General features: G+C 59.1%; 10 protein-coding genes. 6 read left to right on the forward strand and 4 right to left on the reverse strand.

Going from position 1 to position 12,451, the window contains the following annotated elements; genetic code table 11:
- Positions 1-8: 8 nt before the first annotated feature.
- Positions 9-1,094, reverse strand: coding sequence for a 3-isopropylmalate dehydrogenase (gene leuB, locus BN1129_RS21585; RefSeq protein ID WP_042039361.1), 1,086 nt, complete (start codon positions 1,092-1,094; stop codon positions 9-11).
- A 2-nt stretch (positions 1,095-1,096) separates the two neighbouring features.
- The gene (gene leuA, locus BN1129_RS21590; RefSeq protein ID WP_042039362.1) at positions 1,097-2,671 is read right to left on the reverse strand and encodes a 2-isopropylmalate synthase; all 1,575 of its coding nucleotides are present in this window, start codon (positions 2,669-2,671) and stop codon (positions 1,097-1,099) included.
- Between the two features lie 407 nt (positions 2,672-3,078).
- Here leuA and BN1129_RS21595 point away from each other — a divergent pair, with 407 nt between their 5' ends.
- The 6 genes from BN1129_RS21595 to ilvN all read left to right on the forward strand — a co-directional run bounded on the left by BN1129_RS21595 (position 3,079) and on the right by ilvN (position 8,228).
- The gene (locus BN1129_RS21595) at positions 3,079-3,702 is read left to right on the forward strand and encodes a TetR/AcrR family transcriptional regulator (protein ID WP_042039364.1); all 624 of its coding nucleotides are present in this window, start codon (positions 3,079-3,081) and stop codon (positions 3,700-3,702) included.
- 126 nt (positions 3,703-3,828) lie between these two features.
- Positions 3,829-4,332, forward strand: a complete 504-nt coding sequence (locus tag BN1129_RS21600; RefSeq protein ID WP_042039366.1) for a phosphatase PAP2 family protein — start codon at positions 3,829-3,831, stop codon at positions 4,330-4,332.
- On the forward strand, positions 4,329-5,438 hold the full coding sequence (locus BN1129_RS21605) for an MJ1255/VC2487 family glycosyltransferase (RefSeq protein ID WP_042039368.1): 1,110 nt from the start codon (positions 4,329-4,331) through the stop codon (positions 5,436-5,438). The genes BN1129_RS21600 and BN1129_RS21605 overlap by 4 nt, the downstream gene beginning before the upstream one ends.
- Positions 5,439-5,474: 36 nt before the next feature.
- On the forward strand, positions 5,475-5,627 hold the full coding sequence (locus BN1129_RS23700) for a hypothetical protein (protein WP_108537489.1): 153 nt from the start codon (positions 5,475-5,477) through the stop codon (positions 5,625-5,627).
- A 388-nt stretch (positions 5,628-6,015) separates the two neighbouring features.
- Positions 6,016-7,734: an acetolactate synthase 3 large subunit gene (locus BN1129_RS21610; protein ID WP_042039369.1), complete on the forward strand. Its 1,719-nt coding sequence runs from the start codon at positions 6,016-6,018 to the stop codon at positions 7,732-7,734.
- Positions 7,734-8,228 (forward strand): acetolactate synthase small subunit, encoded by a 495-nt coding sequence (gene ilvN / locus BN1129_RS21615; protein ID WP_042039370.1) that lies wholly within the window; start codon positions 7,734-7,736, stop codon positions 8,226-8,228. Before BN1129_RS21610 ends, ilvN begins: the two co-directional genes overlap by 1 nt.
- A gap of 521 nt (positions 8,229-8,749) precedes the next feature.
- On the opposite strand, the gene pta is transcribed toward ilvN, so the two are convergent.
- Positions 8,750-10,903 (reverse strand): phosphate acetyltransferase, encoded by a 2,154-nt coding sequence (pta, locus tag BN1129_RS21620; protein ID WP_042039371.1) that lies wholly within the window; start codon positions 10,901-10,903, stop codon positions 8,750-8,752.
- 70 nt (positions 10,904-10,973) lie between these two features.
- Complete coding sequence (locus BN1129_RS21625; RefSeq protein WP_042039372.1) at positions 10,974-12,176, reverse strand: acetate kinase; 1,203 nt, start codon at positions 12,174-12,176, stop codon at positions 10,974-10,976.
- Between the last annotated feature and the right edge of the window lie 275 nt (positions 12,177-12,451).

A 12,451-nucleotide genomic window follows, 5' to 3' on the forward strand; every position in this document is an offset into this window, starting at 1 on the left:
TATGCGGCTCAGATCCGGGCGGCGATCTGACTGCCCATCTCGGAGGTGCTCTGTACCGGATAGCGGGCGCTGGCCTGGTGCAGGTCTGCGGTGAAGTAACCCTCTGCCAGGGTCTGGGCCACGGCTTGTTCGATGGCTTGTGCGGCAGCCTCCTGGCCCAGGCTGTAACGCAGCATCAGGGCGGCAGAGAGGATCTGGGCGATGGGGTTGGCGATCCCTTTGCCTGCGATATCGGGGGCCGAACCACCGGCCGGTTCGAACAGGCCGAAACCCGATTCGTTGAGGCTGGCGGAGGGGAGCAGCCCCATGGAGCCGGTGATCATGGCGCACTCGTCAGAGAGGATGTCGCCAAACAGGTTGGAGCAGAGCAGCACATCGAACTGGGACGGATCCTTGATGAGCTGCATGGTGGCGTTGTCGATATACATATGGTTCAGCGCCACATCCGGGTAGGACTTGGCGACGTCAGTCACCACCTCGCGCCACAGAATGGAGGAGGCGAGCACGTTGGCCTTGTCGATGGAGGTGACCTTGCCACGGCGCACACGAGCCGACTCAAAGGCAATCTTGGCGATGCGCTCAATTTCGAAGCGGTGGTACACCTCGGTGTCGAACGCCTTCTCGTTTGCCCCTTCGCCCTCTCGCCCCTTGGGCTGGCCGAAGTAGATGCCGCCGGTCAGCTCGCGCACGCAGGCGATGTCAAAGCCGCGATTGGAGATGTCGGCCCGCAGGGGGGAGAACTGCTCCAGACCGGTATAGATGCGGGCCGGACGCAGGTTGCAGAACAGCTTGAAGTGGGCACGCAGGGGCAGCAGGGCACCGCGCTCAGGCTGATCGTTCGGCGGCAGGTGCTCCCACTTGGGGCCGCCTACCGAGCCGAACAGCACCGCATCAGCCGCTTCACAGCCCTTGATGGTGCTTTGTGGCAGCGGGGTGCCGTGGTTGTCGATGGCGATGCCGCCTACATCGTGGCGATCATATTCGAAGGCGAAGCCGAACTTGGCCTGCACCTTTTCCAGCACCTTGACGGCTTCGGCCATCACTTCCGGGCCAATGCCGTCACCCGGCAATACTGCGATCCGATAACTGCTCATACTCACACACTCTCCGTATTGATCTTGTCTGTTTTTGTGACGTTGCGTTCCATCTGTTCGGCCACCTGATCGGCGCGCCAGATGCTGTTGATCACGTGGATCAACGCCTGGGCCGAGGATTCTATGATGTCGGTGGCCAGGCCCATACCGTGGAATTTTCGGCCCTTGTATTCGGCCACTATGTCGACCTGGCCGAGGGCATTTTTGCCTTCGCCCTTGCCCTTGAGTTCGTACTTGTCGATGCGGATCTCATAGCCGGTGATGCGATTGATGCACTGGTAGACAGCATCCACAGGGCCATTGCCGGTGGCCGCTTCGCTGATGGTCTCCTGACCCACTTCCAATTTCACCGAGGCGGTGGCCAGCACCGAGCTGCCGCTCTGCACGCCCAGATACTGCAGCTTGAAATGCTCGGGCTCTTCGTGGATCTGGCTGAAGAAGGCCAGCGCTTCCAGGTCGTAGTCGAACACCTGCCCCTTCTTGTCGGCCAGGGTCAGGAACTTGCCGTAGAGGTCGTCGAGATCGTAACTGCTCTCGGCGTAGCCCATGGACTCCATCCGGTGCTTGATGACGTGGCGACCGGAGCGGGAGGTCATGTTGAGGTTGTTTTGGGTCAGGCCAATGCTCTCGGGGGTAATGATTTCATAGGTGTTTTTCGCCTTGAGCACTCCATCCTGGTGGATGCCGGAGCTGTGGGAGAAGGCGTTGGCGCCGACGATGGCCTTGTTGGGCTGCACCGGCATGTTGCACAGCTGGCTTACCAGGGCGCTGGTGCGATGAATTTCACTGTGGCGGATGTTGGTGTGCACCCCGAGCAGGTCGGCGCGGGTTTTCAGGATCATCGCCACCTCTTCCAGCGAGCAGTTGCCGGCCCGCTCACCTATGCCGTTGATGGTGCACTCGATCTGGCGGGCCCCCATCTGCACGGCGCCGATGGAGTTGGCTACCGAGAGGCCCAAGTCGTCGTGGCAGTGCACCGAGATAATGGCCTGATCAATGTTAGGCACCCTGTTGAACAGGGTTTGGATGATGCCGGAGAACTCGGTCGGTACCGTGTAGCCCACTGTATCCGGGATATTGATGGTGCGGGCGCCCGCCTTGATGGCGGCCTCGACCATGCGGCAGAGATTATCAATCGGGGTGCGCCCTGCATCTTCGCAGGAGAACTCCACATCGTCGGTGTAGCGGCGGGCATGCTTGATGGCGCTGATGCCCATCTCCAACACATCCTCGAAGCTCTTTTTGAGCTTGCTCTCCACATGGATGGAGGAGGTGGAGATGAAGGTGTGGATGCGAAAGGCCTCCGCGACCCGCAGGGCTTCGCCGGCGGCGTCGATATCCTTGGCCAGGGCGCGGGCCAGGGCGCAGACCCGGCTGTGCTTGATGTGGCGGGCTATGGTCTGCACCGATTGAAAATCGCCGGGAGAGGAGACCGGGAATCCCACCTCCATGATGTCGACACCGAGCCGCTCCAGCGCCTGGGCTATCTGCAGCTTCTCCTTGACTGTCAAACTGGCCGCCAGGGCCTGCTCACCATCACGCAAAGTGGTGTCGAATATGATGACCCTATCTGACATGTGACTTCCCTCTTCCTCAGTTCGGTAATGTGCACCCTGCGGCGGCATAAAAAAACCCGTGCAGGGTGCACGGGTTTTTGTAAATTCCGGCTGTGCCTGAGCCCGGCTACAAGGATCCCGCGCGACTGGTCGCGATTAGGGAGAGTAGTAGTAGCGAAGCGGCAATAGGCATGATGACTCAATCCTTCCAGTCGATAACGCTCCTACCAATATCGAGATTTTTATGCTGTGTCAACCCGGACTCACAGGTTCAATCCGCTGGTTTATTTAATCGGATTGTAAAGGAGTGCAAATTTACTTGTCCCATATTCGGCCCTTGCCCGATTATCTGGTCATTCCTGCTGTACTAGATCATCTGCGCAATCAGATCGACTTATCAGTTTTTGCTGAATTATCTGAGGTATTCAATGGAAAAACGTAGACCTGGTCGTCCGGTCGGGCGTTCTGACATTCGTGACAAGTTGCTTTCCGCTGCTCGTGAGCGTTTTCTCAATACACCCTACAGCAAGGTCACTACCCGCGAGATCGCCGAGCTGGCTGGCTCCAATCTGGCAATGATCCACTACTACTTCGGCAGTAAAGAGGGGCTTTACAAAGCGGTGCTGGGCGATGTCGCCGAGCCGTTGGACCAGGCCTGGCATGATGAGACCAGCAATCGTAGCCTCAATGATCTGCTCAACACCTACTACCAGGTGATGACCCCCAACAGCGAACTGACCTCCGCTATCTCCAGCGCATTATCGACCGAGAAGAGCCCAGGGCGGGATTTTGTGCTGAATCGTCTGCTGGAGCGCCAACTGCCCCAGTTTGATGCCTTGCTGGAGTCCATGAAGAGCAACGGTGAACTGGGTGACAACCTGGATCCCGAGATGCTGAAGATCTCCTTCCTCAGCATGATGTGGCAGCCGTTCGTGATGAAAGATCTTTACGAACAGGTGTTTGGCCTGACCGTGGATGAACACTTCATGGCCCGTCTGGCGGATCACAACTGCCGGCTGATGGAGAATGGCATGCGTGGCGCCCTGAACTGATCTTTTTCCATGCTTGCCGTAAAAAAGGGCCATTCGGCCCTTTTTTCATCAATCTGTTATCTGACCGTCAACCAAGTGTCACCTCGCCGCCCTAGCCTGCACAGAGACGTCAGGGAAGGAGGGGTGATGAACAAGATCCAGCAATGGGACCTGCAGGTGTGCCGCATCTGCCTGCTCCACGCCTACAACCGGCCGCAGGCCAGGATCAGCCGACTCATCTCCCGCACCGGTGATGGCCCGCTCTACGCCGTGTTGGCTGCGCTGCTCTGGTGGCAGGGGGAGACAGAGCGTGAGCTGGTGGGGGTGGCCCTGCTTGCCTTCGCCATCGAACTGCCGCTCTATCTGCTGCTCAAGAACGTGCTGAAACGCCAGCGCCCGCGAGGCCTGCCGGTTTTCATCACCCCCTCGGATCGTTACAGTTTGCCCTCTGGTCATACCGCAGCTGCTTTCCTGATGGCCACCATACTGGCCACCGGCTTTCCGCTCTGGGCGCCCCTGCTGTTTGGCTGGGCTGCGTTGGTGGGGGCGTCACGGCTGTTGCTCGGGGTGCACTACTTGAGTGATCTGGTGGCGGGGGCCCTGCTGGGTGGCGGTTGCGCCGTGCTGGCGCTCGGCTGGAGCCATCCATGAGGATACTGTTTGGCGTGCAAGGCACCGGCAACGGCCATATCAGCCGCAGTCGCACCCTGGCGCGGGCGCTGCGCGCCCGTGGGCTTGAGGTCGACTACCTGTTCAGCGGTCGCCCCGCCGACGGCTATTTCGAGATGGCCGAGTTTGGCGATTATCGTACCTTCGCTGGCATCACTTTTGTCAGTCACGAAGGTGCCATCTCGGGCTGGCGGACCCTCAAGGGGCTCTTGCCCCTGCGCTTCTGGCGGGACATGCGGGCTCTGGATTGCCGCAATTACGATCTGGTGATCAGCGACTTCGAGCCGCTCAGTGCCCATGCTGCCCGTCGCTGGGACAAACCCAGCCTCACCATCAGCCATCAGGCCAGTTTCGACTGGCCTATCCCGCGTTGGGGCGAGAGCGGCTTCAACCGCCAGCTGATGCGTCACTTCGCACCGGTCCGCCAGTCCCTCGGACTGCACTGGTTTCACTTCGGCCAGCCGCTGCTGCCGCCCATCATAGATCCCATCGCCCAGGCCCCCGACAATCAGCAGATCCTGGTCTATCTGCCGTTTGAGCAGACTGAGGCGATAGCGGCCCTGTTGTCGCGTTTTAACCAGCAGCGCTTCGTCTGCTTTCACCCGGCCATTCGCAGCGCCAGTCAGTGGCGCAACATACGTTTCGAGCCGCAGGCGCGGGAAAGTTTCAAGCAGCTACTGGCGGGTTGTCGTGGTGTCATCACCAACGGCGGCTTCGAGCTCTCCTCGGAGGCGCTGACGCTTGGCAAAAAGCTGTTGGTCAAGCCGCTGGGGGGGCAATTCGAACAGCTGACCAACGCCAAGACACTGGAGCTGATGGGGCTGGCCCGGTTGATGGATACGCTCGATGCCAATGCGGTGCGGGCCTGGCTGGATGCCTCGGCCCCGGGCCCGATTTTTTATCCCGATGTGGCCGGCGAACTGGCGTGCTGGCTTGCGGCTGGGGCAAAGGAGAGCGTGGTCCAGCTGTCACGCCGACTGTGGGCTCGCACCCTGTTTCCGGAAGAGGTGTGTGATCGGTTGAGTGAGCTGGAAGGCGGATGTCCGTTCAATCGCGGTTGGTTATCGCAAGTGAGCGCCTTTGACTAGACTGAAAGTGATCCCACCAAGGAGAGGATGGACACAATGCGCTTTACCAATGAAAACGGCGACACCATGAACCTGGCAGACAATCTGACCCTGCACGAATTGCTGGACATGGGGGTCAGCATCTCGGTCTGCGAAGAGACGGATCCTGATCAGCAGATCTGGCTGGCAGAGCCGGAAGACGAGCAGTAAGTCTATGTTCTGCTTGATGGCCCGCCCCCAGAGGCGGGCTATTTTTTCTCGTTCCCCTCATGGTGACAGCATGATCCGCTAGCCAGTCTCGGATCTTCCCCGCATTGTTCCCACCCGTCTTATTAAGTCACTGAATGTTAATAGCTGTTTGAAATTTATGACTGTTATGGTCAGACAAAGCCGTGGACAAGCGTTCATAAGCGGGTTAAGTTGGTTTTTCACCCGCTTTTGGGGTGAATGATGGAAAAAACCTATTTTTCTACTATCGACGGCACCGAACTCGCTTGGCCCGTATTCAGACAACAACAAGACACGGGCTGGCGCTGCCGGGAAGCAGCGGACTGTCGATAGCTTTCGCTTAACGGAGCAAAGCCTGGAGGGCTTTATCATGGAGATGTTATCAGGCGCCCAGATGGTGGTTAGAGCGCTGGAAGATCAGGGAGTTGAGCATGTTTTCGGCTACCCTGGTGGCTCAGTGCTCGACATCTATGACGCTCTCTTTGAAAACGGCAAGATGGAACATGTCCTGGTGCGGCACGAGCAAGCCGCGGTGCACATGGCGGACGGCTACGCCCGCTCCACCGGCAAGGTGGGCACAGTGCTGGTGACCTCGGGTCCCGGCGCCACCAACTGTATCACGGGGATCGCGACCGCCTACATGGACTCCATCCCTCTGGTGATCCTGTCCGGCCAGGTGCCGACCAGCATGATCGGGGAGGATGCATTCCAGGAGACCGACATGATCGGCATCTCCCGTCCTGTGGTGAAGCACAGCTTCCTGTGCAAGAAAGCCAGCGATATTCCCGAGGCCATCAAGAAGGCTTACTACATAGCTGCCAGCGGCCGCCCGGGGCCGGTGGTGGTGGATCTGCCCAAAGATGTGCAGAATCCGAAAGAGAAGTTCCCCTACCAGTATCCCGAGTCGGTATCCCTGCGCTCCTACAATCCGACCAAGGCCGGACACAAGGGCCAGATCAAGCGGGCCGCCAAGTTGCTGGTGGAGGCGCAGCGCCCCGTCATGTACGTGGGCGGTGGTGCCATCAATGCCAATGCGGAACATCTGGTAACCAAGCTGGCCGAGTTGTTAAACCTGCCGGTGACGACCACTCTGATGGGGCTGGGGGTTTTCTCCGGCACCCATCCGCAGTGCATCGGCATGCTGGGGATGCATGGCACTTTCGAAGCGAACAAGACCATGCACAACGCGGATCTCATCTTCGCCGTGGGTGCACGCTTCGATGATCGGGTGACCAACAACGTGGCCAAGTTCTGTCCCAACGCCACCATAGTGCACATCGACATAGATCCCACCTCCATCTCCAAGACGGTGCAGGCCCATGTGCCCATCGTCGGCTCGGTGGAAACCGTGCTGGAGCAGCTGTTGGACGTGATCCGCGAGTGTGGCTTTGACAACGACAAGCAGGCGCTGGCGGACTGGTGGAGCCAGATCGCCCAGTGGCGTTCTCGCAACTGCCTGGCCTATGAGACCCACCCCACCCTGATCAAGCCGCAGCAGGTCATAGAGGCGCTTTACAAGGTGACCAAGGGGGAGGCATTCGTCGCCTCAGACGTGGGCCAGCATCAGATGTTTGCCGCGCTTTACTACCCCTTTGCCAAGCCGCGCCAATGGATTAATTCGGGTGGCCTCGGCACCATGGGCTTTGGCATTCCGGCCGCCATGGGCGCCCAGTTTGCTAACCCGGATGCCGTGGTCTGCTGCGTCACCGGTGACGGCTCGGTGCAGATGAACATTCAGGAGCTCTCCACCTGTTTGCAGTACGGTGTGCCCATCAAGATCATCTCCATCAACAACCGTGCCCTTGGCATGGTCAAGCAGTGGCAGAAGATGTTCTATGGCGGCCGTCACAGTCACTCCTACATGGAATCTCTGCCTGACTTCGTCAAGCTGGCGGAGGCCTATGGCCACGTCGGCATCGCAGTGAGCGATCCGGCCGAGCTGGAGAGTGCCATGGAGAGGGCCTTCGCCATGAAGGATCGGCTGGTGTTCATGGATATTTCGGTCGATCCGGATGAGCATGTCTACCCGATGCAGATCAAGTTTGGTGCCATGGACGAGATGTGGCTGAGCAAGACGGAGAGAACCTGATGAGGCATATCATTTCAGTACTGCTGGAGAACGAATCCGGCGCCCTGAGTCGCGTGGTAGGTCTCTTTTCCCAGCGCGGCTACAACATCGAGACCCTGACGGTGGCGCCCACCGAGGATCCCACCCTGTCGCGCATGACCATCGTCACCATGGGGGACGAGCGGGTGCTGGAGCAGATCCAGAAGCAGCTGCACAAGCTGGTGGACGTGCTCAAGGTGTGCGATTTGAGCGAAGGGGAGCATATCGAGCGGGAGATTGCGCTGATCAAGGCGCGCGCCAGCGGTGGGGCTCGCGACGAGCTGAAACGGCTGGCGGACATCTTCCGTGGCCAGATCGTCGATGTGACCCCGGAACAGTACACGGTACAGCTGGTGGGCACTAGCGAGAAGCTGGACGCCTTTATCAAGACCGCGGCGCAGACCAACGAGATCATCGAGGTGGTGCGCTCCGGGGTCTGCGGCATTTCCCGGGCGGACAAGGCACTGCGCGCCTGATTGTTTCGCGGATGAGACGGTTGTCGAAAGGGGCTCTTCGGAGCCCCTTTGTTATTCCTCAAGGTCAATGTATACGGTGCGTGATATCTCCCAAGTGGACAAGGCACTGCGCCCCTGCTTGTGACGCCGATGGGACTATTGTCCAGAGGGGCTCTGCGGAGCCCTTTTCACCGGCGCAAGGTGAGCCAGGGGGAAGTGCGAGTCTGTCATTTTCTTTCAAATGATCAGTAAACTATCCACAAAAGCTGTGGAAAACTCTGTAGATTAGCGGTGTGTCTAGTGTTAGTTAGCTGATCTTAAAGGGGTATTTTGATCTGATCTCTGCTGGGGGGCAATTGTGCAATCGGCTCTGGCGGGTGTGAGTGTTTGCTTATCTTCTCCCCCTTGCCTGGCAGGCGCTGGTGATGAGGATGGGGATCCGGTCAGGATCCTGATGTGATCTTGCAGATCAACATATTGCCAGCCGACCATAAAAAAACCCGCCTCTCGGCGGGTTTTTCACTGGGCAGGCTGAAAGTCGATTACTCGGCCTGAGCTGCCTGGATACCGGTCAGGGCGATGGTGTAGACGATGTCGTCAACCAGGGCGCCACGGGACAGGTCGTTGACCGGCTTGCGCATGCCTTGCAGCATGGGGCCGATGGAGACCAGATCAGCGGAGCGTTGTACCGCCTTGTAGGTGGTATTACCGGTGTTCAGGTCCGGGAACACGAACACGGTGGCTTTACCTGCAACCGGTGAGTTCGGTGCCTTGGACTTGGCCACGTTCTCCATGATGGCCGCGTCGTACTGCAGCGGGCCGTCGATGATGAGGTCGGGGCGCTTGGCCTTGGCCAGCTCGGTCGCTTCACGCACTTTCTCTACATCGGCACCGGCGCCAGAGGTACCGGTAGAATAGGAGATCATGGCGACACGCGGCTCGATGCCGAAGGCAGCGGCGGAGTCGGCGGACTGGATGGCGATCTCGGCCAGCTGCTCGGCAGTGGGATCCGGGTTGATCGCACAGTCGCCGTACACCAGCACTTGATCAGGCAGCAGCATGAAGAAGATGGAGGAGATCAGGGAAGAGCCCGGGGCTGTCTTGATGATCTGCATCGGCGGACGGATGGTGTTGGCGGTGGTGTGTACCGCGCCCGATACCAGGCCGTCTACTTCGCCACGCTCCAGCATCATGGTTCCCAGCACCACGTTGTCTTCCAGCTGTTCGCGGGCAACCACTTCGGTCATGCCCTTGTTCTTGCGCAGCTCGACCAGACGCGGCACGTAGCGCTCACGCACTTCCAGCGGATCTATGATCTCGACACGGTCGGTCAGCACCACGCCCTGCTGTTCGGCGACGCGACGGATCTCTTCCGGGTTGCCCAGCAGCACCGGACGGGCGATGCCACGCTCGGCACAGATGGCGGCAGCCTTGATAGTACGCGGCTCTTCACCTTCCGGCAGCACGACGCGCTTGTTGGCCTGACGGGCCAGCTCGGTCAGCTGATAACGGAATGCCGGCGGGCTCAGACGACGGGAGCGGGTAGAGCTGACAGTCAGCGACTCGATCCAGTGCTTGTCGATGTGGCCAGCCACATAGTCTTGCACCAGTTCGATACGCTCGCGGTCATCTTCCGGAATGTCGACGTTGAAGTTTTGCAGGCTGACGGCGGTCTGCCAGGTGTTGGTGCCGGTGATCATGATCGGCAGGCCGGTGGCCATGGCCTGTTGGCACAGGGCCAGCACTTGCGGTTCCGGATGATAGTTGCCGGTCAGCAGCAGCGCGCCCAGCTTGACGCCGTTCATGGCGGAGAGGCAGGCGGAGACGATGACGTCGGAACGGTCGCCGGAGGTCACCAGCAGGCTGCCCGGACGGAAGTGCTCAACCATGTTGTGGATGGAACGGGCACAGAAGGTCACGGTTTGCAGGCGACGGCTGTCCAGCTCACCCTTGTGCAGGATCTTGGCAGCCAGGTGTTTGGCGAGATCCTTGGCACGGGGGGCGATCAGCTGGGTATTCCAGGGGATGCAGCCCAGGATGCGCAGCGGGCTCTTGCCGAATACCTGCAGTACTTCCAGATTATGAGCCGCTTCAGACGCGTGGTGGTGCGCCTCGAACATCTCGGTCAGGTCAGGGCGGGTCACGCCGTGCTCGTCAACCGGTGCACCAACCTTGTTGATGACGCAGCCCACGATGCGGGGATTGCTGACACCACCGAAGTTGGAGCAGGCCAGCTCGATGCGCTCTTTCAGCTTCTGGCTGGAGTCATTGCCCGGATGGGTCACGAACACCATGTCGGCATCCAGCGCCTTGGCGACGTCGTAGTTCAGCTTGTTGGCAAACGGCTGCTTGTCGGCCGGGACCATGCCTTCGATGACCAGCACCTCGGCACCGCTCGCTTTCACGTGCTCTTCAAAGCGGGCCACTATCTCTTCCAGCAGGATATCGGTATTGCTGGAGGTGATCATGTTCTCGGCGTAGGAGAGGGCGAACGGCTCGGGCGGGTTGATGTTGGCAGCGGCGCGGATCACGGCGGTGGAGCGCTCGGTACCGGTTTCACCCGGACGTGGCTGAGCGACCGGTTTGAAGAAGCTGACATTGACACCGTGACGTTCCATGGCGCGGACAACGCCAAGACTCACGGAAGTTACGCCGACACCAGTGCCGACCGGGATAAGCATAATAGTGCGTGCCACTTAATACCCCTTGTTCATTTTTTGGGATCAGGAAAAGGCCGCCCTGGGGCGGCCTTGCTCTACAGCGAAATTATGCGCCGACCAGTTCCAGCGCATCGTGGGCAATGACCCACTCCTCGTTGGTCGGGATTACCAGGGCCTTGGTGGAACCAGCCTTGGTGATCTCGCCACCCTTGCCGAAGCGGGCAGCCAGGTTGGCGTCGTGATCGACGTCAAAGCCCAGCAGACCCAGCTTGTTCAGAGTGATTTCACGGATCGGGGCGGAGTTTTCACCGATACCACCGGTGAAGACCACGGCATCCAGACGACCGTCCATGGCGGCGGCGTAGGCGCCGATATACTTGGCCAGGCGATAGCAGTAAACGTCCATGGCACGCTTGGCTTCTTCTTTGCTGTCGTAGTTGTCTTCAACGAAACGGCAGTCAGAAGTGACTTCGGTCAGACCCTGCAGGCCGGACTCTTTGGTCAGCATGGTGTTGATATCCGCCACGCTCATACCCAGTTTGTCATGCAGGAAGAAGATGATGGCCGGGTCCAGATCGCCGGAGCGGGTCCCCATCACCAGACCTTCCAGCGGGGTCAGACCCATGGAGGTATCAACAGATTTGCCGTTCTTGATGGCACAGACGGAACCGCCGTTGCCCAGGTGGCAGTTGATGATGTTCAGATCGGAAACCGGTTTGTTCAGCTGCTTGGCCGCTTCCAGGCTGATGTAGTAGTGGCTGGTGCCGTGAGCGCCGTAGCGACGGATGCCGTTCTCTTTGTAGAGCTTGTACGGCAGGGCGTACAGGAAGGCTTCTTCCGGCATGGTCTGGTGGAATGCGGTGTCGAACACGGCTACGTTCTTGTCGGCCAGGGCCGGGAAGATACGGCGGGATTCACGGATACCGATCAGGTGAGCCGGGTTGTGCAGCGGTGCGTACGGCACGGCGGCTTCAATGCCGGCGATCACGTCATCAGAAATCACGACGGAGGAGGTGAAGCGCTCACCACCGTGAACAACACGGTGACCGATGGCGATCAGATTCTGGGACAGTTCCGGATTGAGCGGCAGGATCTTGTTGACGATGTAGTCCAGCGCTTCCTGGTGAGCGGCACCTGCGCCCAGATCGGCACTGCCTTTCTCGCCATTCAGTTTCCACTTGATGCGGGCGTCGTCGAGGTTGAAACACTCGGCCAGGCCGGACAACAGATCATCACCGGTGGTTGCGTCAATGACAGCAAACTTCAGGGACGAGCTGCCACAGTTAAGTACAAGAACCAGCTTACTCATGAATAAATCCTATCGCAGATTGGGTTGTGTAGGAGGATGCGCTGGACGCGCTGCGTCCAAAAACTTTCAACTTATCCTTATGAGGGTTGGCAATCTATTGCTTGCCCCTTGTATAGTGATACAAGACCCGAAATCCAGACGTCACTGACCGCTCAACGGCAGGCAGTTGGCGCAAAAAATGGGCGTACAAAGGATAACCCGATTGTTGAAAAATAACAAAGTCATCCTCAACCTTTGTTATTGCACATCAAATATAGTCGAGGTTTTGCCGTTAA

It is taken from the genome of Aeromonas popoffii (genome assembly GCF_000820025.1).
Taxonomy (GTDB): Bacteria; Pseudomonadota; Gammaproteobacteria; order Enterobacterales; family Aeromonadaceae; genus Aeromonas; species Aeromonas popoffii.